Origin of the sequence: Bacillus sp. PS217 (assembly GCF_037963535.1) — a bacterium.
Classification (GTDB): domain Bacteria; phylum Bacillota; class Bacilli; order Bacillales; family Bacillaceae; genus Bacillus; species Bacillus subtilis.
The window spans coordinates 908,854-930,739 of sequence record NZ_CP150157.1; the positions used below are offsets into that span (position 1 = coordinate 908,854).

The window sequence follows — 21,886 nt, forward strand, 5'->3', positions numbered from 1 at the left end:
GAAACTCCTGTCAAAAATGCCCTGAGGCAGGTATGATAAGAAGGGAATTGGTATCGGGAGTGATGAGCGTGAAAGCTCTTTTTTTTACGAGAATGTTCACCTTGATGGTGAGCTGTTTAATGTATCTGTCCATTGTGAAAGAGGATAACTGGTTTGGATATGTATTTATAGCAGCAGGTGCTGCCATGTATGCAGCCAATCATGTTTTGCTGACAAAAGAGACAAATGCCATCTGGTTCTGCCTGATTGATATTGCAATCGGCTTTTCGTTCGGATTTATCTTTCCCGGCACAGGTTTGTTCATTATTATGCTTTGTCCGGTTGCGGTCGCCTTTTTTCTGCGGGGGTTTCCTAAAAGAACAGCATGGTCTGTCTTATGTCTTTCCTCTATTTTATTTTTGACCGTCCTCATCCGTACATATGCGATGTTCGGCAATGAATTTGTCATTGATCATTTGACTAGCATGACATTCGTTGTCTTCTGCGGTGTCGTGGGCAAATTAATCCGCAAGCTGTTGGATGCGCAGGATACGGCAAAACAGCAGATTCAGGAACTGACGGAGTCCCATCTGGCGCTGTCTGCTGCACATCAGGAGCTCCATTTATATGCGAAGCAGGTTGAAGAGCTGACTGCCATTTACGAGCGGAACAGAATGGCGCGGGAAATCCATGATACAGTGGGGCATAAAATGACGGCCCTTCTCGTCCAGCTGCAGCTTTTGCGTGAATGGCAAAAAAGAGACAGCCAAAAAGCGGATGAGACAGTAGGTGTCTGTGAAACACTTGCCCGTGAAGCGCTTGATGATGTCCGCTTATCAGTACGCACTCTGCAAACTGAAAACGATCCTTCGCTAATCGAATCGCTGAAACAGCTGACAGAGGACTTTTGCAAAAATGCAGGAGTCACAACAGAATTTGCGGTCAGCGGTGATCCTGCAATCATCCCGCTGTCTCTCCATCCGACCCTGATCAGAACGGTGCAGGAAGCACTGACCAATGCCAAACGGCACGGCGGCGCCGCAGCCTGTTCGATACAGCTTGCCTGCACAACGGACAGCATAAGCCTTGTCATTAAGGATGACGGCAAAGGCAATCCCGAGGCAGCACTTGGTTTTGGTCTCTTGAATATGAAAAAGCGGGCAGCGGAACATGGCGGAATGATCCGCTTTGAAAGCGAACAGGATCAAGGATTTACTGTGAATGCAGAATTTTCACTTGCCAATAAAAAATGGAGCTTCAGGCCCGTGCAGCAAAAGGAGAGTTTATCATGATTAAGATCATCATTACCGACGATCAGGATATCGTCAGAGAAGGGCTGGCATCCCTGCTCCAGCTCAGAGAAGAGCTCGATGTGATCGCAACAGCGCGAAACGGACAGGAAGCCTTCGAAAAGGCGAAAGAGCTGGAGCCGGATATCGTGTTAATGGACATCCGCATGCCGGTTTCCAACGGGGTGGAGGGAACAAAATTAATCACAAGCTCGCTGCCCGGCGTAAAGGTTTTGATGCTGACAACCTTTAAGGATTCAGCGCTGATTGCTGAAGCGCTTGAAGAAGGAGCAAGCGGGTATCTGCTGAAGGATATGTCTGCAGATACGATTGTAAAAGCAGTGATGACTGTTCATTCTGGCGGAATGGTGCTTCCGCCGGAATTGACTGCCCAAATGCTGAATGAATGGAAGCGTGAAAAACAGCTGAAAGGAATAAATGAGATAGAAAAACCTAACGAGCTGCTCGACCTGACCGAGCGCGAAATCGAAGTTCTGGCTGAGCTGGGGTACGGGCTGAATAACAAAGAAATTGCCGAAAAGCTTTACATTACAGAAGGCACAGTCAAAAACCACGTTTCAAATATTATCAGCAAGCTGGCTGTCAGGGACAGAACCCAAGCCGCCATTTACTCGGTCAGATATGGTGTATCTGTCTTTTGACATATGACGTTTTGCATATACGCTTCTCTGAAAAGGCCTTTTACAGGCCTTTTTTTCATGCCCTATGTTCTATCTGCCGCTACATGCCGCACGCCTTTCTTTCTTCTACAATGGCAATGGATCAAAAAAAGGAGTGAGACGACGTGCTGCAAGCAGAAAACATCAAAAAGGCATACGGAAAAAAAACAATCGTGAAAGGCATTTCTTTTTCCCTCAAAAAGGGGGAGTCGTTCGGTCTGCTCGGGCCTAACGGTGCGGGGAAATCCACAACCATCTCGATGGTTTCCGGCCTTGTGCCGCATGACAGCGGGAACATCACGGTGGGCGGCTATGTCATCGGAAAAGAAACGGCCAAAGCGAAACAAAAAATCGGCATTGTTCCGCAGGAAATTGCATTATATCCGACGCTGACGGCTCATGAGAATCTTATGTTTTGGGGGAAAATGTACGGACTTACGCACGGTGAGGCCAAAAAAAGAGCGGCAGAGGTCCTTGAATATGTCGGTCTGACTGAGCGGGCTAAAGATAAGATTGAAACATTTTCCGGGGGGATGAAACGAAGAATCAACATCGGTGCGGCTTTAATGCATAAGCCCGAGCTGCTGATTATGGATGAACCGACTGTCGGTATTGACCCTCAATCGAGAAATCACATTTTAGAAACAGTCAAACAGCTCAACGAAACGGGCATGACGGTGATCTATACGAGTCATTACATGGAAGAAGTTGAGTTTTTATGCGACCGGATCGGGATAATTGATCAGGGGGAAATGATTGCGATTGGCACAAAAACTGATTTGTGCAGCCGCCTTGGGGGCGATACCATCATTCAGCTCACGGTCAGCGGGATCAATGAAGCGTTTCTTGTGGCGATCCGAGCTTTGGCCCATGTGAATGATGTAACAGTACATGAATTAGAGCTCAAAATTGACATTTCTGCGGCTCATCATGAGAAAGTCGTCACCAGCCTGCTTGCTGAAGCTGCTGCTCATCATATAAACCTGCTGTCCCTTCAGGTGCAGGAACCGAATCTGGAGCGCCTGTTTCTGAATCTGACCGGCCGCACGTTGCGGGATTAGGAGGGACGGCTATGAAAAAAAGAATATGGATCGCCTGGAAAGATGTCAAAATCAGAATCACGGACAGAAAAGGGTTTATGCTGCTTATCCTAATGCCGCTCATCCTAACATGTATTTTAGGGGCGGCGCTCGGATCAGTTGTTGACGGAGGCAGCCGGATTGATGACATCAAAGTCGGCTACAGTCAATCAGACCAGTCAGATGCAGCGAACATGTTTACAAAAGATGTTCTCAAAAAAATGAAGTCGATAAAGGCCACAAAAGCCGGCAGCGAAGACAAGATGAAGAAGCTGATTGATGAAAAGAAAATCGATGTAGGCATCGTCATCCCGAACCATTGGGAAGCCGGCAAAACCTCAGCTGTTGTTTATGCCGCACCTGATCAAACATTGAAAAGTTCCATCATCGAAACAGCTGCCAGCTCTTTTATAGAGCAATATAAAGCGGTAAAGGAAGCCGCGTCAGCCTCAATGGACTACATCAGCAAAACGGAAGCTGTACAGCAAGGAAAACTTGACCCTGCACAGTTTGCAGAAAAGCTGGCAAAGACGTTAGAAAAAGAAACAGGTGACAAGCTGACTATTGCGGAAAAATCTGTCGGCAGCAAAGCCGTTACCAGTTTTCAATACTATTCGGCGGCAATGCTTTGCATGTTTATGCTGTTTCATATCACAGTCGGGGCGAAATCGTTTTTACAGGAAAAGGATACGGAGACGCTTGCCAGAATGCTGATGACGCCTGCGCAAAAATCCGTCATTCTCTTCGGAAAATGGCTTGGGACGTATCTGTTTGCCATCATACAATTTTTCATATTTCTGATCGTCACAATCAATGTATTTGGTGTGGACTGGGGCGGTAATCTGCTGTTTGTGAGTGTACTCGGGCTTTCTTACGCCGCAGCTGTATCTGGTATTTCAATGCTGCTTGCGTCGTGCATCAGCGATATGAAATCTGCAGACTCGATAGGCGGCTTCGGCATTCAATTGCTTGCGGTTCTCGGCGGGTCCATGCTGCCGCTGTACCAATTTCCGGACGTCTTGCAGTCTGTATCCAAAGCGGTGCCAAATCGCTGGGCGCTTGACGGCTTTCTTTCTTTAATGGAAGGGGGAGGCTGGGCTGACCTTCAAAAGCCTGTGCTTCTTTTTGCGGCGATCGGTCTTTGTTCACTTGTAATTGGTATCAGACGGCTTCATACAAGATAAGGAGGTACAAAAGGTGAAAAAAATCATAGCCATTTGCGGCATTGAGCTTTCTCTCATTTTTAAGAAGCCACAGAACTATTTGATCATGTTTGCTGCCCCGCTTTTGCTTACCTTTGTATTTGGGAGTATGCTCGGCGGCAATGATGATAAGGTGCGGCTTGCAATCGTTGATCAGGACGATACGATTCTCTCACAGCATTATATTCGGCAGCTGAAGGCACACGATGATATGTATACATTCGAAAACGTGCCTGAAAACAAAGCGTCAGAAAAGCTGAAACAAAAGAAAATTGCCGGGATCATCGTCATTTCCCGCTCGTTCCAGACACAGCTGGAAAAAGGCAAACATCCTGAGCTGATTTTCCGTCACGGCCCTGAGCTGGCGGAAGCGCCGATGGTCAAACAATATGCAGAAAGCACATTGGCAACGCTCAATATTCAGGTGACCGCGGCAAAAACGGCATCGCAGACAGCGGGAGAGAACTGGAAGGCTGCGTATAAAACCGTTTTCGCCAAAAAACATGAAGATACAGTTCCGGCTGTAAAACGACAGACGCTCAGTGATAAAAAAGAGGGTGCGGAAGCAAGTGACACAGCCTCCAGAGCAGCAGGTTTTTCCATCCTGTTTGTCATGCTGACCATGATGGGAGCGGCTGGAACCATTTTAGAAGCAAGAAAAAACGGCGTATGGTCCAGATTGCTTACAGCCTCTGTCAGCCGAGCCGAAATCGGTGCTGGGTATGTGCTGTCCTTCTTTGTCATTGGCTGGATTCAATTTGGCATATTGCTTCTCGCAACCCATTGGCTGTTTGGCATCAACTGGGGGAATCCGGCTGCGGTTATGGTGTTGGTGTCGCTTTTTCTATTGACCGTTGTCGGCATTGGATTGATGATTGCGGCCAATGTCAGAACGCCAGAACAGCAGCTTGCGTTCGGCAACTTGTTCGTCATCGCAACATGTATGGTGAGCGGGATGTATTGGCCGATCGACATTGAACCGAAATTTATGCAATCCATCGCTGAATTTCTTCCGCAAAAGTGGGCGATGAGCGGGCTGACGGAGATTATCGCTAACGGTGCCCGCGTCACAGATATTCTCGGAATCTGCGGCATCTTGCTTGCTTTTGCAGCAATCACTTTCGCAGCGGGGCTTAAGGCGCTCCGAGCCTAAAAAACATCTGCCGTTTAGGCAGATGTTTTTTTGCATGTGGGTACATTCGTATGGGTGTAGCCTGAACTGCGGTTAATCCTTATCTATCATAGCTAAAATTGATTCCAGCCAAGAAACGTAATTTTTCTCCCGCTCCAGCGCTTTCGTTAGCACAAGATAGTGGCCGAAGTCCGGTGAAGAAAATGACATCGGCTCTGCTGAAGCCATAAGCTTTTCATAGCTTCCCTGTAAGTCAGAAAGCTTGGCTTGTCGTTTTTGCAGCTGGTCTTTGAACAAATCAGAAGCCTCCTGGCGCGATAGACAAGAAATGAAATAAGCCTTCAGCATAAATTCATCCTTCACCGTCTCGGGTATCGGCTGGTGGCGGATCAGCCAGTCATGCAGTTCCTGCTTTCCGCTGTCTGTCAGGGTGTACATCTTTTTCTCCAGCTTTGTGCCCTGAATCGTTGTCCGAAACGTGATAAATCCTTCATCCGTCAGCTTTTTGAGCTCAGGGTAAATCTGGCTGTGCTTGGCGCTCCAAAACTGGCCGAGCTCCTCTTTAAAATAACTCGTAATATCGTATCCACTCAATTCGCCTTTTCGCAAAAGCCCTAATATGGCGTATTTTAATACTCTCATGCTATCCTCCGTGTCTGGCTGTTTCGCAAAACAGATGAGCCGGTGCTCAACTGTGATTCTAACTGCCTATTCCCCTTATTATAGAAAAGGGAGGAAGGGAACACAACCGGGCTCTTTGGAAATGAAGATAAAAGGTTTGTCAGAAGGTATCCGATTTATCTCCGTCATATAAAAGAGATTTAAATTTAATTTTCAGAAAAAATATTAACCATATTGATTTTTTATGTATAATAGGAAATTGGTGGTATAAACATTTTAAGGGGGAATAAACGTGAAAAAAGTACTTATGGCATTCATTATTTGTTTATCGCTGATTCTATCTGTTTTAGCCGCTCCGTCGTCTGGCGCAAAAGCTGAATCAGTACATAATCCTGTCGTTCTTGTTCATGGAATAAGTGGTGCATCATACAACTTTTTCGCTATTAAAAACTACTTAATTTCTCAAGGCTGGCAAAGCAACAAACTATACGCAATTGATTTTTATGATAAAACAGGAAACAACCTAAATAACGGCCCGCAGCTTGCTTCATATGTTGACCGTGTTTTAAAAGAGACGGGGGCAAAAAAGTAGATATTGTGGCTCATAGTATGGGAGGCGCCAATACGCTGTACTATATTAAATATTTAGGCGGAGGCAATAAGATTCAAAATGTCGTAACGCTTGGAGGGGCTAATGGTTTAGTATCATCAACGGCGCTACCGGGCACAGACCCTAATCAAAAGATCCTCTATACATCTATTTACAGTCTCAATGATCAAATTGTCATCAATAGCTTGTCTCGGTTACAAGGAGCGCGAAACATCCAGCTTTATGGCATCGGTCATATTGGCTTGCTTTCTAATAGCCAAGTGAACGGCTATATCAAAGAAGGGCTGAATGGCGGAGGCCTCAATACAAATTAATATCTTCAAAAAACAACCTGCTGCCTCCGTTACAGTGGGTTTTTTCGTCTGAGAAAGCCATAGGGTCTTATGACCTTAGTCTATCATGCATACGTCAATTTATGACATCAGGCACTTTTTCAAATAGAGCGGACATGTTAAGGTACAACCATCGATTTCTATCAATTTGAAATAAAAGGAGCGCTGTTATGCAAATTAAAGAAATTTTTATGATCCGCTGCATTTCGTGCTTAAGTGTCGTCTTGCTCCATATCATTTCAATGGTCCTGATGCTTCAGGCAGAAGCTCTTGCAGATATTTCTCACACTGTTGATTCTTTCCGCACACTCCTGATGTTCAGCACGCCCGCTTTTATTTTCATCTCTGAATTTTTACTGGCCCGTTCTTATCCTGATGGGGTGCCTGACGGTTTTTTAAAGAAGCGGGGAAAAGTGATTTTTGTTCCTTTTTTATTTATCGCGGCCATCGATGCGCTGCTGATGACCAGTGCGATGGGGGGAGAGGTAACCTTTCTCGCGTTTGTGCAAAATTATCTGGCGAACGTTTTCTTAGGAAACTTTATCGGATACTTCATTCTCGTCATCTTTCAATTTTACATGCTGCATATGATGTTTCATGAGTACTTGAAAAAAGCATCGCCGAAATGGGTGCTGTCTATCTCATTTGTGGTGACAGCCGCTTATTTAGGCTATTTCTCCGCAGCCAGCCCGGCTCCTGCTTCTGAAGAGGGCGGGGCATTTCCGTTCTTCTGGGTTCCGTTCGCAGGCTGGCTTTTCTACTTTTGTCTAGCCTACTATTGCGGAAAAGAATACAAGCGTTTTTTAGCGCTGCTGAACCAATACCGCTGGGTGGTGTACGGCGCCGCAATTGCTTCTGGGGCGCTGGTTGTCACTGTTTCTTATGTCGGTGAAATCGGCATGATCAGCTCGAAGCGGCCTGATATCATGCTGTATTCAACAAGCATGATTTTCCTGTGTTTTCACTTGTTTTCCAAAATGAAGCATGTGCCGAAAATCATGATGTTTATCAGCAACTATTCCTTTTCGATTTATCTGCTTCATGCCTATTTTATGATTATAGGCTACGTGTTGCTTTTGAATATGCCCGAAATTCCTGCCGTACCGGCTGTTCTCCTGCTGTTTGCCGTGTGTACAGCCGGCCCGATTCTGACCTCGTGGGCACTGAATAAGTTCAAATATGGGTATTTATTTGTGGGGAAAATTTATCAGCCAAAACAGAAGAAGGTAACAGTCGAAGTGCGTGATCACGCAGGGTGAAAAACAAGCGGCAGGGGGGCTCCTGCCGCGTTTCTTTACTTCTCATCCGCTTGCAGAACTGTTTTTAAATATAGTTTTGCAGACTCAGCAAGTCCAGATACATCAGCTTTTTCTTCATCGAAATACAGGGCGTTTTGAATGATGCCGTCATTCATATTGAGGAAAAACTTGGCGATAGTCGCAAGAGGCTGAAGCGGCTGAAACTCTCCCTGATCGATCCCTTTTTGCAATAGCTTTGAAAATCTTTCCACAAAAAGATCATACCTTTTCTCCAAATACTGCCTACGTTCCTCATTCCGCCAAGCTGTCACTAAATATTCAAATTGCACCGGCGCCAGCGTATCTGCTACATCACGCAGGCCCTCAGACAGTTCATCCAAATAGATTGAAATGGCGGACCAAACACTTTGGTGTTCAGCTGATTTATCAAGCTTTCGGAGTCCTTCATCCAGCCCTGTTTCAATAATGCGGCGAAACATCTCCTCAGTGCTTGAAAAATAAAGATAGACACCGCCCCGGCTGAAACCTGACTCTTCTACAACGTCCTTCATCGTCGTTAATTCGAATCCTTTACGTTTAAAAACCGTTTTGGCAGCCTCTAAAATCTTTGCCTGTCGTTTATCCTTGTGCTCCTTTGTTACTTTTGGTGACAAGATATCGCCTGCTTTCTGAAACTTTCTTACCTACAAGTGTAATCAACCCAATCAAGATCAGCAAGCAGCCACAGACAAGAAAAGCAAGTGAAACACCGATCCATTCCGCCAGCATGCCTCCGCCCGCCATGCCGAGGATGGAGGCGAGGGTTGTCGCGCTCTGAATGGCGCCAAACACCCTGCCGCTGTAATCAACCGGCACTGTTGTTTGCACGAGAATTTGAAATGGAATATGGACCAGACCAAAAGCCGCTCCCATGATGAAAAAAGCGAAAATAAAAAGAGCAATGCCGGCAATTCCCATTCCGCTCAGAAATGGCACGCCTCCAGTTGCTAGTCCAAGCAGAAAGGTCCCAGCTGAGAAATAAAGAAAATAAGAGGTGATTCGCCGTCTGCCGGCAATTGCCGCCGTAAGGAGCATGCCGGCTCCGCTGACGGCCATGCACCAGCCTGCAAGCTCAGGCGGAGCGCCTGAAAAAGAACGGATAAGAATGATAGCCTGGGAATCACCAATCTGCAAAACAAAGAGAACGACGCAAGCTGTGAGTAAGCCTATTAAAAGAAGCGGCATCCGTTTCAAATACTGAAGGCCTTCTTTAATAGAAGCAAGTGCTGATGTTTTTTCTTGAGGTGTATTGGCTTTTTGTAAAAAAGCATCTTTGGGGAGGAAAAACAAAATGACAGCGGAAAGAAGAAAGGCGCCGGCGTTAATATAGAAAACAGAATGTATAGAGACAGCAGCGATCAGCATGCCGCCAAGGGCAGGGCCGAAGATTTTTGCACTGTTATCAATGATGCTGCTGGCGGAAACAGCCTGCTGAATGTGTGCTTCCGGAGCCAATTCCTTAAGCTTTCCGTTTTTAGCAGGTGAAAAAAGTGAAGAAAAACAGCTCTGAAGGCATAGCAATACGTAAAGCTGCCAAAGCTCACTGACATAAACGCAGCTGATAACGGTGAGGGCACGTCCGATTTCAGACAGAAACATGATCGTTTTTCTGTCAAAACGGTCGGCAAGCAGACCCGATACAGGTCCGAGTACAATGACAGGCAAAGCAAACGACATCATTAAAAGCGACATATCTAATGGAGAAGCATGAAGCTGAAAAGCGGCTAATGTTAGCACGGCCAAAATGTGAAGCCAGTCTCCAAGTGAAGAAATGGTTTGCGAGGCTAACAGTGTCATCAGTCCTTTTTGATTGCGAAACAACGGTTTTTCCATGATTCATCCTCCTGATTATTAAAATGACACTAGTGTCGTTTTTATTGTATGGGAAAAAGACACAATACACAATCTTTTTATTGTAAAATAAAGGAGAAGATTGAATAGAAGGGAGAACATTCATGACATCAGTCAATCTAAGCTACCCAATAGGAGAATACAAGCCGAGGGAATCCATATCGAAGGAGCAAAAAGATAAATGGATTCAAGTACTTGAAGAAGTGCCGGCAAAATTGAAGCAAGCTGTAGAGGTCATGACGGACAGCCAGCTTGACACACCGTACCGGGACGGTGGATGGACCGTTCGGCAAGTTATTCATCATCTGGCTGACAGTCATATGAACAGCTATATTCGTTTTAAATTGAGCTTGACGGAAGAGACACCGGCTATTCGTCCGTATGATGAAAAAGCATGGTCGGAGCTAAAAGACTCGAAAACGGCAGATCCGAGCGGCTCACTCGCGCTTTTGCAGGAGCTTCACGGAAGATGGACGGCTCTGCTCCGCACTCTGACGGATCAGCAATTTAAGCGCGGATTTTATCACCCTGATACAAAGGAGATCATTACCCTGGAGAACGCGCTCGGCCTGTATGTCTGGCACTCACATCATCATATCGCTCATATTACGGAGCTTTCCAGACGGATGGGGTGGTCTTAACGCTTTTGCCGGCGGAAAGCCGGAATACTGATAGCAGCAATCACCAGAAGTGAGATCACAGCAGCCGCTGCATATAACTGATCATAGCCGCTGGCGACACTCGCATGAATGGCGTCGCTTATCGCGGTTTTGACTTCAGGAACGGGAATGCGTTCGATTTGTTCTTGTAAAGAAGAAACATCAGAACTGTCGATCTCCGGAATCATCTGCATCGCCTTTTCTGAATATCCGCTGTCCGATAAGCGGCTGTTGATCTCATCACCTATTTGGTCAAACCCGGCTGTGATAAAACCTGCATAAAGAGTAGGCGCCAAGGTCAGTCCAATTTGCCTTACTAATGAAAGCGTGCCAAGAGCTGTACCCTTATTTGTTTTTGCCGCTTCTGATACAAGGACGTTCAGCGGAGCGCCTAACAGAAAGCCAAAACCGATCCCAGCTGTCACACTTGCGATCACAAACTCCCATTTTTCCGTCACCCAGAGCGGAAATAAAGCAAACCCCGCACATGAGATGATTCCCGAAAGAATAACGGTTTTTACAGGACCTTTTTTGTCGGTAAGCGCTCCGCCAAGCCAAGCGCCGATTCCGGAAGCCAACGCAAGCGGTGTCATCCAATAGCCTGCTTTTGCGGCAGGGACACCCAAATACTGTTCGACATATGACGGGATAAAAATGACTGCCGCCAAGAGCCCCCCGGATAACAAACCGATGATAAGCGTGCGCTGAAACATATGGTTTCGCAGCAGAGAATACGCCAAAATGGGATCGCCTCCTCGCATTTCAACTCTCTTTTCATACGAGATAAGCGCTGCAAAACAGAGTATGCCAAAAATAATACATCCATAAACCTCCGGATTCCCCAAGCTGTGTAAGAGATTTGCCCCGTCAAGATTGGTCATGCCGTACATCACAGCTAAAATCGACAGGGACAAAAGGAAGATTCCGGCCGCATCGAGGCGCTTAGCCTCAGGTGCTTTTGTTTCCGCGATAAAACATGCGCCGAAAACAACCAATAGCACGGCAATCGGCAAATTAATCAAAAACAGCCAATGCCAAGACCCGGTCCAATCAAGCAGAAAGCTTCCGATATTTGGCCCGAGCACAGCGGCCATCCCGTTCATTGCGCCAAGCAGCCCAAGCGCCTTCCCTTGTTTTTCCTTTGGGAGGGTCGCGAGAATGTGAGAGCTGCCGATGATGAAAATCCCGCCGCCTCCAAGCGCCTGAATCAGCCGCGATATCAGAAAGAGCGGGAAGCTTTGGCTCAAAGCAACAAGCAAAGAACCAAGTCCGAACAGGCAAACCTCAATGAGAAAGAGTTTTTTTCTGCCGTAGCGGTCGGAAAGCTTTCCGACGATTGGCACACTGACGCTAAGACCGAGCGTATAAAGGGTGATGCCCCATGATCCCCAGGAAGGAGAAACGGCAAACGACTCGTTTATCGTTGTTAAAGCAGCCGAAATAATTCCGTTATCTAAAGCAGCCATAAACACGCCAATCGTAAACAGGCTGATTGCCCACTTTTGGCTTTTCTGCTCTGTTAATGCTTCAGACATTTTCGTCAACTCCTTTTAGTTCACTTGAAATATATTATTCATTTTAAATGAACTAAATGTCAAATAAAAAAAGCCTGCTCCCGCAGTTTGCGGATGACAGACTTACAGATTTATTCTTTTTTCGCATTCTCTAATGCTCTTGAAAGGATAGACAGCCCTTCGGAAACAGCCTGCTTTTCTTCAGGGGACAGCAGCTCTAATGAACGCTTCAATTTCAGGTGGCCTTTTTCATACAAACCCCGGAAAATCTTTTTCGCATTTTCTGTCAACTGAACAACTACAGAGCGGCGGTCCTCTTCAGAATGTGAGCGTTTGACAAATCCTGATTTTTCAAGCCGGTCAAGCAGCCCAGTTGTATTGGATAGGGAAGCCCCCATTTTTTCAGCAATGTCGCTCACTTTCAATGTTCCATGGTTGTTTAATAGCATCAGCACTTTCATTTGCGGCATGCTCATATCCAGCTTCATCCACTCGGACACATCACCGAGTCCGGCGGAAGTTAAGACTTTCATATAGAGCACCCATATTTCCCGTTCCTCCGATGAAAGAATGTTTTCGTTTAATACTGTTGTATCGTGTAAATTATATTCCATTTCATCACTTCCTCATCATTCACTCCTCTTACCATATTACTCGATTTTCACTCCTGAAAGAAAGTGAGCAGAAACCGCATGCGGGACTTTGTCCGAAAAATAACGGTAGTGTATAATGAGTTGGAGATTATTGGGGGAGAGGATCGAACTAGAATATGATTGGAGAGACCATTGCTGATTAAAAAGAATGCTTTATCAATATTAAAAATCGTTTTTCCTATTGCTGTTTTGCTATTTGTTATTTATCAATCGAAAAAAGAACTGACAAATCTGTCATTCAAACGTACGCTCATGGTCATCAACGGACTGGAACGAACGGACTTATTCATGCTTGTGTTGATCGGCTTGCTGGCTGTTGCGGCCATGTCGCTGTATGATTACGTCCTGAAATACTCACTGCGCCTATCGATCACAAACGGAAAAGTATTCAGGGTTTCCTGGATCGCCAATTCATTTAATAATGTGTTGGGATTCGGCGGTTTAGCCGGAGTCGGGTTAAGAATGATGTTCTATAAGGAGCATACGAAAGACCATAAGGCACTCGTGAAAGGAATCGCCTGGCTCACATCATCTATGCTGCTCGGATTATCTGTTTTCAGCATTTTCGTCGCTGCGAGAGTGCTGCCAGTGGATGAAGTGATTCATGAAAAGCCTTGGCTATGGGCGGTCGTTATCGGTTTTGCGCTGATATTGCCGCTGTCTTTGGCGGTGTCCAAAATAAAAGACCGCAAAGCTGGGGACGAAGAGAATGCGGATAAAGTGAAAAATCCGATTTTCGCATATATTGGAGCTTCAGTTGTTGAATGGCTCATGGCCGGGACCGTCATCTATTTTGCTTTGTTCGCTATGGGCATTCATGCAGATATCAGGTATGTGTTCGGGGTGTTCGTCATTGCGGCGATCGGAGGAATGATCAGCCTCGTGCCGGGCGGCTTCGGCTCGTTTGACCTTTTATTTTTGCTGGGGATGGAGCAGCTTGGCTATCATCAGGAGGCCATCGTTACTTCTATTGTGTTGTACAGGCTCGCCTATTCATTTATCCCATTTATCTTGGGACTGTTCTTTGCCGCAGGCGACCTGACGGAAAATACAATGAAGCGGCTCGAAACGAACCCGCGCATCGCACCGGCAATTGAGACGACAAACGTTCTGCTTGTTGTTCAGCGTGCGGTATTAGTGAGAATTTTGCAAGGCTCGCTTTCCCTTATTGTGTTCGTAGCAGGTCTGATTGTCTTGGCCTCAGTTTCCTTGCCGATTGACAGGCTGACGGTTATACCGCACATTCCGCGCCCGGCGCTTTTGCTGTTCAACGGCCTGTCCTTAAGCTCAGCGCTCATTCTGCTAATTTTGCCGATCGAGCTTTATAAACGGACAAAACGTTCCTATACGATGGCCATTACAGCGCTTGTCGGCGGCTTTGTGTTCAGCTTTTTAAAAGGGCTTAACATCAGCGCGATATTCGTACTGCCGATGATTATCGTATTGCTTGTGTTATTGAAAAAACAATTTGTCCGCGAACAGGCATCCTATACACTGGGACAATTGATATTCGCTGTGGCGCTGTTTACTGTGGCGCTCTTTAACTACAATCTGATCGCGGGCTTTATTTGGGACCGGATGAAGAAGGTGCTGCGTCACGAATATTTCGTCCACAGCACCTCGCATATTACACATGCAACCATCATGGCGATCATTATTGTGCCGCTGTTCTTCTTGATATTTACAGTGGTCTATCATAAGAGAACGAAACCGATCGGAGAGAAAGCTGACCCTGAGCGTCTTGCTGCGTTTCTCAATGAAAAAGGCGGCAACGCGCTGAGCCATCTCGGTTTTCTTGGAGATAAGCGGTTTTATTTTTCCAGTGATGGGAATGCACTGCTTCTATTCGGGAAAATCGCCAGAAGGCTGGTCGTGCTCGGCGATCCGTCTGGCCAAAGAGAATCATTCCCGCTCGTGCTGGAAGAATTTCTGAACGAAGCGCATCAGAAGGGATTCAGTGTTTTGTTCTATCAAATTGAACGAGAGGACATGGCGCTGTATCACGATTTTGGCTACAACTTCTTTAAACTTGGCGAGGAAGCATATGTAGATTTAAATACATTCACCTTGACTGGGAAGAAAAAAGCCGGCCTTCGGGCAATCAATAACCGCTTTGAGCGGGAGGAGTATACTTTCCATGTGGATCATCCCCCATTTTCTGATGCGTTTTTGGAGGAGCTGAAGCAAATCTCAGACGAATGGCTCGGCTCGAAAAAGGAGAAGGGATTCTCGCTCGGATTTTTTGATCCTTCTTATTTACAGAAAGCGCCGATCGCCTATATGAAAAATGCAGAGGGAGAGATCGTTGCATTCGCAAATGTCATGCCGATGTACCAGGAGGGAGAGATATCGGTTGACCTAATGCGCTATCGCGGCGACGCTCCAAATGGCATTATGGACGCATTGTTTATCCGTATGTTTTTATGGGCAAAGGAAGAGGGCTGCACGTCATTTAATATGGGGATGGCACCCTTGGCTAATGTCGGCACTGCCTTTACATCCTTCTGGTCCGAAAGGTTTGCCGCTGTCATTTTTAATAATGTCAGATACATGTACAGCTTCAGCGGCCTAAGAGCCTTTAAAGAAAAATACAAACCGGAGTGGCGAGGGAAATACTTAGCGTATCGGAAAAACAGATCTCTTTCTGTCACCATGTTCCTCGTTACACGTCTGATTGGCAAAAGCAAAAAAGACTCCGTCTAATAAGACGGAGTCTTTTTTTTATTTCGTTTTTAAGAAGTAGGTTTCAATATCATCAAGCAGGTAGTTTGCGGCTTTAATTCCGCCTGCGGTTGTCCATACGACGTCATCGACTTCATGCGCATTACCTGATTTCACGGCCTTTAGGTTTTTCCATAGTGAACTGCTTGTCCACTGATTGGCCCATTTTTCATTTTCCTTTGCATTATCGGCTTTATAAGTGAAATAAAACAGCACATCAGCATCCATATCAGGAATAGATTCTTTACTGTCAGTTGAGAACGTAAATTGGTCCTTTTGTTTCTTGAACAGTTCTACTTGTTTTTCAGGGCGTTTGAAGCCAAGCTGGTCTAAAATAATCCCTGAGAATGAATCGGTATAATAGATTCTTGATTCACCGGATAAAAAGCGTACGACTGAAACGGTTTTGTTTGTCTGGTCGCCCAGCTTGTTTTTTAAATCAGAAACACGTTTATCAAAATCGGCAATGACTTCCTTGCCTTTGTCCGCCTTATTCACCGCGTTGGCGTATAGAGTCAGGTTATCCTTCCAGTTCCCGGCCAAAGATTCAGCAAAAACAGTCGGCGCAATCGCATTTAACTGATCATAAATTTTTTCCTGGCGCACTTTGTTTCCAATAATCAAATCAGGCTTTAATTCTGCGATGGCTTCCACATTCGGTTCCGTTTCAAGACCGACGTTTTTAACACCTTTCATGTCATCTTTCAGATAGTCATACCACGGGTCGCCCTTCCATGACTTTACGGCTCCGACCGGCTTAATGCCAAGCGCTAAGAGCGCCTCTGTTCCTTCATTAGTTAAAACAACAATCCGTTTTGGATTGGCGGGGATGTTGTCTGATGTCCCCATTGCATGTTTGACCGTTCTTGTTTTGCTGCTTGACCCCTCGCTGTTGCTTGAACTTTCTGAACTATTACAGGCAGAAAGTACCATAACGGCCATTAAAAATACGAATAGCATGCTGATATGCTTTTTCATCTTTTTCCTCCCAATATTGAAATTCATTATCATTTAGATCATAATAAGCAGTGTTAAGAGTGTCAATCCCTAATTGAGGATTATTCTCAAAAACAAACATTACATAGTAAATAACTAGGAGAATTAGATCATGATCTGCAAAAAGGCATCTTCAAAATGGATTGTGTTAGTATGTCTGATTTTCATTTTACTGACGGCTGTCTGCGCAAGCGTCGTGTATGGCTATACAGGTACGTCATGGAGACAGGTCTATCAGGCGTTTACTTCCTTCAATGGAACAAATGAGCATGTCATCATCAAGGATGTCAGGCTTCCGCGCGCTTTGGTTGCGACAGTCGTCGGCGCCTCGCTTGCAGCCGCGGGCGCTCTCATGCAGGCGCTCACAAAAAATCCGCTTGCGTCACCGGGGATTTTCGGGATTAACGCCGGTGCAGGTTTTTTTATTGTTGCCGGATCGTTTTTTCTGCATATTCAGTCACCTCAGGCATTAGTATGGAGCTCGTTTCTGGGGGCAGCATTTACCGCCGCGATCGTCTATGCAGCAGGCTCGCTTGGGAGGGAAGGGCTGACGCCAATCAAACTGACGCTGGCGGGAGCTGCCATGGCAGCCATGTTTTCTTCTCTGACACAGGGCTTGCTGTCTGTCAACGAACTCGAGCTTGCCCAGGTGCTTTTTTGGCTGACTGGCTCTGTGCAGGGCCGGAGTCTGGATCTGTTGATGACGATGTTTCCATATGCAGCGGCAGCGCTGGTAATCTGCTTCTTTCTCGGCCAAAAAATTAATCTCCTCGTTATGGGAGAAGATGTGGCAAAAGGACTCGGCCAAAAAACAGGCCTGCTGAAATTTGTGATGGCGCTTTGTGTTGTCATGCTTGCAGGGTCCGCTGTCGCCATTGCCGGGCCGATTTCTTTTATCGGCATCATTATTCCGCATTTTGCCCGCTTTGTCGTTGGTAATGATTATCGCTGGGTTCTGCCATTTTCCGCTGTTTTGGGTGCCATTTTGCTTGTTTGCGCGGATATCGGTGCGCGATATATCATTATGCCTCAGGAAGTTCCTGTCGGGGTCATGACCGCCATCATCGGAATGCCTGTGTTTGTGTACATCGCAAGAAGGGGGGCGAAGCTATGAAACTTCGTTTTGGCGTTACTGCGGCTGAAAAGAAAGCATGTATCGTCTTTTTAATTTTACTGGGGCTAACAGCTGCTGTACTCATCATAAGCGCAGGTCTCGGACAAAGGTTTATTCCTCCCTGGGATGTAGCAAAAACATTCTTTGGTGCAGGTTCCAAGCTGGATGAACTGATGATCATGTCGTTCCGCATGCCAAGAATTTTGACGGCTTTATGCGCCGGTGTCTGCTTGGCAGCGGCAGGCGCGATATTGCAGGGGCTCGTCAGAAACCCTCTCGCATCTCCGGATATTATCGGAATAACAGGAGGAGCGGCGGTAGCGGTCGTGCTTTTAATGATGTTCTTCTCAGACCGCAGCAGTTCACTTACGATCAGTCTGTCATGGCTTCCAGCAGCCGCATTTATCGGCGCATCGGCTGTCGGGCTCATCGTCTATTTACTGGCATACAAAAATGGTGCCTCCACATTTCGGCTGGTGCTTATCGGAATCGGATTTTCAATGTCGGCGCAGGCGATGACTACCCTGTTGATGATCAAAGGTCCGATTTACCGGGCATCACAAGCCAATGTGTATATCACTGGGTCAGTTTATGGGTCAAACTGGCAGCATGTAAAAATAGCTATTATCTTATCTGTCATTCTCTTATTCATTTGTTTTGTCGCGCTAAAAAATATGAATATACAGGTGCTGGGTGAAGATATTGCGGCGGGTGCAGGAAGCGCTGTGCAGCGAAATCGTTTTTTCTTGCTACTTTTGAGCACGGCTCTTACTGGTTGTGCAGTTTCAGTTGCCGGCACAATCGGTTTTGTCGGGCTGATGGCGCCCCATATTGCAAGACGGCTTGTCGGCTCATCTTATGGCGCGCTGCTCCCAGCGTCGGCACTTATTGGAGCTCTGCTCGTTTTAACAGCTGATATCGTCGGCAGAACCTTATTTGCTCCGGTGGAAGTGCCGGCCGGCGTCTTTACAGCGGCTATCGGCGCACCTTATTTTATTTATTTGCTCTATAAAACAAGAAATTCTTAATCGTTACACCCATTTTCTTAAAAAAAGAAAATGGGTTTTTTTGATAATGACTGAAGATTCGTAATTATTTTTGCTATACTGACAGAGACATTGATAAAGAAAGGGCGGCAGATGAATGAAAGAAGCAGAGGTATTAAAATATGAAGCATTTACAAGCAGTCCCGGCAAAGGAAACCCCGCAGGCGTCGTTTTGCAGGGAGACGATTATACGGAAGACGAGATGCAGATCATAGCTGAGCGTGCTGGGTATTCAGAAACCTCCTTTATCCGAAAAAGCGAGTCGGCCGATCTTGAACTCCGTTACTTTACCCCTGGACACGAAATGAATTTGTGCGGTCATGCGACAGTTGCTTCTCTTTACGCATTATGTGAGAAAGGAATGCTGGAGAGCGGTAAAACGTACAGTATCCAAACGAAAGCGGGTATCCTGCCTGTGAAGATTTCTGAAAAAGATGGCCGTATTCATATCACGCTTGAACAGGCCTCTCCGCAATTCAAACCATTTACAGGCGATCGGAAAAAACTTGCGGACGCACTGGGTATCACCGAAGAGGATTTTCATGAAGACCTTCCGATTGTGTTTGGCAGCACTGGCATATGGACAGCCATCGTTCCGCTTAAATCATTGGAGGCTTCCAAAAAAATGGTGCCAGATAACAAACAATTTCCGGAAGTGTTAATTGATCTGCCAAAAGCTTCAGTCCATCCGTTTACCTTTGAAACCGTTCATCCCGACAGCGACCTGCACGGACGCCACTTTTCATCCCCGTATTCGGGAACGATTGAAGACCCCGTGACCGGCACAGCTTCCGGCGTGATGGGGGCCTATATGAAACAATATGGCAATGCCAAGCAGCATAAATTTATCATTGAACAAGGGCAGGAAATTGGAAAAGACGGAAAAGTGGAGATCGAAATGAACGAAGCCGGCGGCCATGTGAAAGTGAACATGACAGGAACAGCCGTTTACTCAGAAACCCGTATTCTTAAAATCTAATACGGATGGTGGTTTACAAAAAGATGCACTTTCCGTTATCATTATGAAATGATAATCATTTTCAATTGCATAGGAAGGTGAGACGGTATGCCTCAAACCGAACAAATACATCAGCATTCAGTACTGCGTGACATCATACGCAGCAGAAGATCGATTCGAAAGTTTAAACAAGAGCCAGTACCTTCAGCAGTCATTCTTGACATGCTAGAAACGGCAAAATATGCGCCAAATCACAGAGTGACAGAGCCATGGAGATTTATTTACGTTTCCAGTGAGACAGGTAAAGCGAACCTCATCAATACATTTGCAGCGTTTTCTAAGAAATCCAAGCCGGATATGACAGAGGAAAAGCTTCAAAATTTCAAAAACACACTTGGGCGCGTTCCGGGATTTCTCCTCGTCGTGTTTCAGGAAGATGAAAACGAAAGAGCGCGGGACGACGATTTTGCGGCAACAAGCTCGTTGATTCAAAATCTTCAGCTTCTTGCTTGGGAAAAAGGAATCGGCATGGTTTGGAAAAGCGGAAAAATCCTTTATGACAAAGAAGTCCATCAGGCCTTTGGTTTGCAGGATAATGAGCGTTTCGCCGCCATCATACAAACAGGTTATCCTGACGAGGCGCCGGAAGTGAAAAAACGCACACCGATCCGCGACCGGTTCACTGAAATGTAAAAAGCCCCTTGTCTCAAACGGAGACAAGGGGTTTTTCATTAACGAGATTTCTTTTTCGCTCTGTTGTCGGCTGCTTTCGCACGCTCTTGCGCTTCGCGATCATCTGCATCAGCAAGCTCGGTTGAATATTCTTCGTAAACGCCGTCAGTTTCCCTTTTTAATGCATCGGGAACTTGTGGAAGCTTTTGTTTGTTTTTATCACGGTTTTTGTGGATATGATTTCTGCCCATATCAAATTCCCCCTAAAAAGTGATATCAAACAAATATAGTATTTGGTTTTAAGGGGTTATGTATTCCTACTTCCGCTTAGCAGCTTTTTCCGCTTTTTTAAATTCGCCTGAATAAAGAACTTCCTGCATTTTTTTAAGGTTGGCGCCTTGCTGATGCTTCTCCCTCTTTTTTTCCATAAAAAGGACCTCCTTCAACCATGTTATTCTTAAGGTTGACGCTTCCTGCTGTTTTTATACAGTCTTTCGGTCCGCTATCAGCTGTGAGAGTGCAAATTCAAGATCCGAATATGTAAAACGAAATCCAGAGGTTATCGCTTTTTTAGGAAGAGCGCGCTGTCCTTTCACAATCAAAAGACTCATTTCACCCAATGCTTTTGATAAAAAGAATTCCGGGACGGGGAGCCAGTGCGGGCGGTGCTTCACCCGTGCAATCGCTTTTCCGAATTGCTTCATGTCCACAGGATTGGGCGCGGTGACATTCATTGGGCCTGAGATGCCGGCATTTTCCACCGCATATCGGATCATCTGGGCCGCATCCTCGACATGAATCCATGACAGCCACTGCCTTCCCGTTCCGATCGTTCCGCCGGCCAGAAACTTATAGGGGAGAACCATAAGCGGTAGAGCACCTCTTTCTCCAAGCATCACGCCAAATCTTGCATAAACCGTCCGGATGCCCATCGCTTCAATATTCTGTCCTTCCTTTTCCCACAGGTGTGCAGTATGGCTGAGAAAATCCTCATCTGACGTTGCAGAATCCTCTGTGAAAGTTTTCTCAAGGCTTGTCCCGTAAATACCCACGGCACTGGCTTGGATCAATGTCTTCGGCTTCTCCTTCTGTTTCTGAATAAGCCGCTGCACTTCACGCGTCGCATTGATACGGCTGGAGAGAATGTGCTGCTTCGTTTTTTCTGTCCAGCGGCCAAAAATCGATTTTCCCGCAAGGTTTATCCAGACATCAATATGAGGAAGTTCCTGCTCCGGGGCGGCTCCTTCCGTCAGCCATTGCACATATGTCATATTTTTTTGTTCAGTTTCTCTTGCGTTTCTTGATAAAATATAAACATGGTGTCCCTGGCGGATAAGAACGCCTGTCAGATGCTGGCCGAGAAAACCGGTTCCGCCCGTCATTGCGATATTCATGAACATCTCTCCTCATCGTTCTAATAAATATACTTTACCTCATTGTAATAAAAGAAAACGCGTTTCAGGCCTGAGAAGGGAGATTA

21 protein-coding genes and 1 pseudogene are annotated in these 21,886 nt (G+C 46.0%); 13 read left to right on the plus strand and 9 right to left on the minus strand.

What is annotated here, in order from left to right:
• Positions 1-68: 68 nt before the first annotated feature.
• The 5 genes from lnrJ to lnrN all read left to right on the plus strand — a co-directional run bounded on the left by lnrJ (position 69) and on the right by lnrN (position 5,382).
• A complete protein-coding gene (gene lnrJ, locus NSQ83_RS04690) occupies positions 69-1,271 on the plus strand; it encodes a two-component system sensor histidine kinase LnrJ (protein ID WP_198878906.1) in 1,203 nt (400 codons plus the stop codon).
• A complete protein-coding gene (gene lnrK, locus NSQ83_RS04695) occupies positions 1,268-1,930 on the plus strand; it encodes a two-component system response regulator LnrK (protein ID WP_015715522.1) in 663 nt (220 codons plus the stop codon). Before lnrJ ends, lnrK begins: the two co-directional genes overlap by 4 nt.
• A 143-nt stretch (positions 1,931-2,073) precedes the next feature.
• The gene (gene lnrL, locus NSQ83_RS04700; RefSeq protein WP_003233591.1) at positions 2,074-3,009 is read left to right on the plus strand and encodes a linearmycin resistance ATP-binding protein LnrL; all 936 of its coding nucleotides are present in this window, start codon (positions 2,074-2,076) and stop codon (positions 3,007-3,009) included.
• Between the two features lie 11 nt (positions 3,010-3,020).
• Positions 3,021-4,211 (plus strand): linearmycin resistance permease LnrM, encoded by a 1,191-nt coding sequence (gene lnrM / locus NSQ83_RS04705; RefSeq protein WP_198878905.1) that lies wholly within the window; start codon positions 3,021-3,023, stop codon positions 4,209-4,211.
• 13 nt (positions 4,212-4,224) lie between these two features.
• Positions 4,225-5,382 (plus strand): linearmycin resistance permease LnrN, encoded by a 1,158-nt coding sequence (lnrN, locus tag NSQ83_RS04710; RefSeq protein ID WP_174223561.1) that lies wholly within the window; start codon positions 4,225-4,227, stop codon positions 5,380-5,382.
• A 72-nt stretch (positions 5,383-5,454) separates the two neighbouring features.
• On the opposite strand, the gene padR is transcribed toward lnrN, so the two are convergent.
• Positions 5,455-6,003 (minus strand): transcriptional regulator PadR, encoded by a 549-nt coding sequence (padR, locus tag NSQ83_RS04715; protein WP_003233588.1) that lies wholly within the window; start codon positions 6,001-6,003, stop codon positions 5,455-5,457.
• 271 nt (positions 6,004-6,274) lie between these two features.
• On the opposite strand from padR, the pseudogene estB reads away from it, so the two are divergent.
• Positions 6,275-6,906 (plus strand): annotated as a pseudogene (gene estB, locus NSQ83_RS04720) (esterase EstB).
• A 188-nt stretch (positions 6,907-7,094) separates the two neighbouring features.
• Positions 7,095-8,183: an acyltransferase family protein gene (locus tag NSQ83_RS04725; RefSeq protein ID WP_198878904.1), complete on the plus strand. Its 1,089-nt coding sequence runs from the start codon at positions 7,095-7,097 to the stop codon at positions 8,181-8,183.
• Between the two features lie 35 nt (positions 8,184-8,218).
• On the opposite strand, the gene NSQ83_RS04730 is transcribed toward NSQ83_RS04725, so the two are convergent.
• Both NSQ83_RS04730 and NSQ83_RS04735 read right to left on the minus strand, forming a co-directional pair.
• Positions 8,219-8,836, minus strand: a complete 618-nt coding sequence (locus NSQ83_RS04730; RefSeq protein ID WP_038428640.1) for a TetR/AcrR family transcriptional regulator — start codon at positions 8,834-8,836, stop codon at positions 8,219-8,221.
• Positions 8,802-10,055 (minus strand): MFS transporter, encoded by a 1,254-nt coding sequence (locus NSQ83_RS04735; RefSeq protein ID WP_014479207.1) that lies wholly within the window; start codon positions 10,053-10,055, stop codon positions 8,802-8,804. Before NSQ83_RS04735 ends, NSQ83_RS04730 begins: the two co-directional genes overlap by 35 nt.
• A gap of 122 nt (positions 10,056-10,177) precedes the next feature.
• Here NSQ83_RS04735 and bstA point away from each other — a divergent pair, with 122 nt between their 5' ends.
• Positions 10,178-10,714 carry a bacillithiol transferase BstA gene (bstA, locus tag NSQ83_RS04740; RefSeq protein ID WP_198878903.1) on the plus strand — a complete coding sequence of 179 codons (537 nt, stop codon included), beginning with the start codon at positions 10,178-10,180 and terminating at the stop codon, positions 10,712-10,714.
• Here the strand turns inward: bstA and NSQ83_RS04745 are convergent.
• Together NSQ83_RS04745 and NSQ83_RS04750 are read right to left on the minus strand one after the other, a co-directional pair.
• On the minus strand, positions 10,711-12,267 hold the full coding sequence (locus NSQ83_RS04745) for an MFS transporter (RefSeq protein ID WP_198878902.1): 1,557 nt from the start codon (positions 12,265-12,267) through the stop codon (positions 10,711-10,713). The two genes, bstA and NSQ83_RS04745, sit on opposite strands and share 4 nt — an antisense overlap.
• 110 nt (positions 12,268-12,377) lie before the next feature.
• A complete protein-coding gene (locus NSQ83_RS04750; RefSeq protein WP_015252522.1) occupies positions 12,378-12,860 on the minus strand; it encodes a MarR family transcriptional regulator in 483 nt (160 codons plus the stop codon).
• A gap of 171 nt (positions 12,861-13,031) precedes the next feature.
• Between NSQ83_RS04750 and mprF the strand changes: the two genes are divergently transcribed.
• Positions 13,032-15,602, plus strand: a complete 2,571-nt coding sequence (gene mprF / locus NSQ83_RS04755) for a bifunctional lysylphosphatidylglycerol flippase/synthetase MprF (RefSeq protein WP_003242495.1) — start codon at positions 13,032-13,034, stop codon at positions 15,600-15,602.
• A gap of 18 nt (positions 15,603-15,620) precedes the next feature.
• On the opposite strand, the gene NSQ83_RS04760 is transcribed toward mprF, so the two are convergent.
• Positions 15,621-16,598, minus strand: coding sequence for an iron-siderophore ABC transporter substrate-binding protein (locus NSQ83_RS04760; protein ID WP_014476203.1), 978 nt, complete (start codon positions 16,596-16,598; stop codon positions 15,621-15,623).
• A gap of 130 nt (positions 16,599-16,728) precedes the next feature.
• Here NSQ83_RS04760 and NSQ83_RS04765 point away from each other — a divergent pair, with 130 nt between their 5' ends.
• The 4 genes from NSQ83_RS04765 (at position 16,729) to NSQ83_RS04780 (ending at position 20,427) form a co-directional block, all read left to right on the plus strand.
• The gene (locus tag NSQ83_RS04765; RefSeq protein ID WP_003242478.1) at positions 16,729-17,730 is read left to right on the plus strand and encodes an iron ABC transporter permease; all 1,002 of its coding nucleotides are present in this window, start codon (positions 16,729-16,731) and stop codon (positions 17,728-17,730) included.
• Complete coding sequence (locus NSQ83_RS04770) at positions 17,727-18,758, plus strand: iron ABC transporter permease (protein WP_015715532.1); 1,032 nt, start codon at positions 17,727-17,729, stop codon at positions 18,756-18,758. Before NSQ83_RS04765 ends, NSQ83_RS04770 begins: the two co-directional genes overlap by 4 nt.
• A gap of 115 nt (positions 18,759-18,873) precedes the next feature.
• Positions 18,874-19,755 carry a PhzF family phenazine biosynthesis isomerase gene (locus NSQ83_RS04775; protein WP_015715533.1) on the plus strand — a complete coding sequence of 294 codons (882 nt, stop codon included), beginning with the start codon at positions 18,874-18,876 and terminating at the stop codon, positions 19,753-19,755.
• A gap of 87 nt (positions 19,756-19,842) precedes the next feature.
• Complete coding sequence (locus NSQ83_RS04780) at positions 19,843-20,427, plus strand: nitroreductase (protein WP_003243940.1); 585 nt, start codon at positions 19,843-19,845, stop codon at positions 20,425-20,427.
• Between the two features lie 38 nt (positions 20,428-20,465).
• Here the strand turns inward: NSQ83_RS04780 and NSQ83_RS04785 are convergent, their stop codons facing one another.
• The 3 genes from NSQ83_RS04785 to NSQ83_RS04795 all read right to left on the minus strand — a co-directional run bounded on the left by NSQ83_RS04785 (position 20,466) and on the right by NSQ83_RS04795 (position 21,800).
• Positions 20,466-20,657, minus strand: a complete 192-nt coding sequence (locus NSQ83_RS04785; protein ID WP_003233561.1) for a YfhD family protein — start codon at positions 20,655-20,657, stop codon at positions 20,466-20,468.
• A 66-nt stretch (positions 20,658-20,723) separates the two neighbouring features.
• Positions 20,724-20,834, minus strand: coding sequence for a YfhE family protein (locus NSQ83_RS04790; RefSeq protein ID WP_003223230.1), 111 nt, complete (start codon positions 20,832-20,834; stop codon positions 20,724-20,726).
• Between the two features lie 54 nt (positions 20,835-20,888).
• Positions 20,889-21,800, minus strand: a complete 912-nt coding sequence (locus tag NSQ83_RS04795) for a TIGR01777 family oxidoreductase (RefSeq protein ID WP_198878901.1) — start codon at positions 21,798-21,800, stop codon at positions 20,889-20,891.
• Positions 21,801-21,886 lie beyond the last annotated feature (86 nt).

Excerpts from the sequence above, each read along its gene's own strand:
- lnrK (WP_015715522.1), top strand. The coding sequence starts at position 1,268 with ATGATTAAGATCATCATTACCGACGATCAGGATATCGTCAGAGAAGGG.
- lnrM (WP_198878905.1), top strand. The coding sequence starts at position 3,021 with ATGAAAAAAAGAATATGGATCGCCTGGAAAGATGTCAAAATCAGAATC.
- padR (WP_003233588.1), bottom strand. The coding sequence starts at position 6,003 with ATGAGAGTATTAAAATACGCCATATTAGGGCTTTTGCGAAAAGGCGAA.
- NSQ83_RS04725 (WP_198878904.1), top strand. The coding sequence starts at position 7,095 with ATGCAAATTAAAGAAATTTTTATGATCCGCTGCATTTCGTGCTTAAGT.
- NSQ83_RS04735 (WP_014479207.1), bottom strand. The coding sequence starts at position 10,055 with ATGGAAAAACCGTTGTTTCGCAATCAAAAAGGACTGATGACACTGTTA.
- bstA (WP_198878903.1), top strand. The coding sequence starts at position 10,178 with ATGACATCAGTCAATCTAAGCTACCCAATAGGAGAATACAAGCCGAGG.
- NSQ83_RS04745 (WP_198878902.1), bottom strand. The coding sequence starts at position 12,267 with ATGTCTGAAGCATTAACAGAGCAGAAAAGCCAAAAGTGGGCAATCAGC.
- NSQ83_RS04750 (WP_015252522.1), bottom strand. The coding sequence starts at position 12,860 with ATGGAATATAATTTACACGATACAACAGTATTAAACGAAAACATTCTT.
- NSQ83_RS04760 (WP_014476203.1), bottom strand. The coding sequence starts at position 16,598 with ATGAAAAAGCATATCAGCATGCTATTCGTATTTTTAATGGCCGTTATG.
- NSQ83_RS04765 (WP_003242478.1), top strand. The coding sequence starts at position 16,729 with ATGATCTGCAAAAAGGCATCTTCAAAATGGATTGTGTTAGTATGTCTG.
- NSQ83_RS04770 (WP_015715532.1), top strand. The coding sequence starts at position 17,727 with ATGAAACTTCGTTTTGGCGTTACTGCGGCTGAAAAGAAAGCATGTATC.
- NSQ83_RS04775 (WP_015715533.1), top strand. The coding sequence starts at position 18,874 with ATGAAAGAAGCAGAGGTATTAAAATATGAAGCATTTACAAGCAGTCCC.
- NSQ83_RS04780 (WP_003243940.1), top strand. The coding sequence starts at position 19,843 with ATGCCTCAAACCGAACAAATACATCAGCATTCAGTACTGCGTGACATC.
- NSQ83_RS04785 (WP_003233561.1), bottom strand. The coding sequence starts at position 20,657 with ATGGGCAGAAATCATATCCACAAAAACCGTGATAAAAACAAACAAAAG.
- NSQ83_RS04790 (WP_003223230.1), bottom strand. The coding sequence starts at position 20,834 with ATGGAAAAAAAGAGGGAGAAGCATCAGCAAGGCGCCAACCTTAAAAAA.
- NSQ83_RS04795 (WP_198878901.1), bottom strand. The coding sequence starts at position 21,800 with ATGAATATCGCAATGACGGGCGGAACCGGTTTTCTCGGCCAGCATCTG.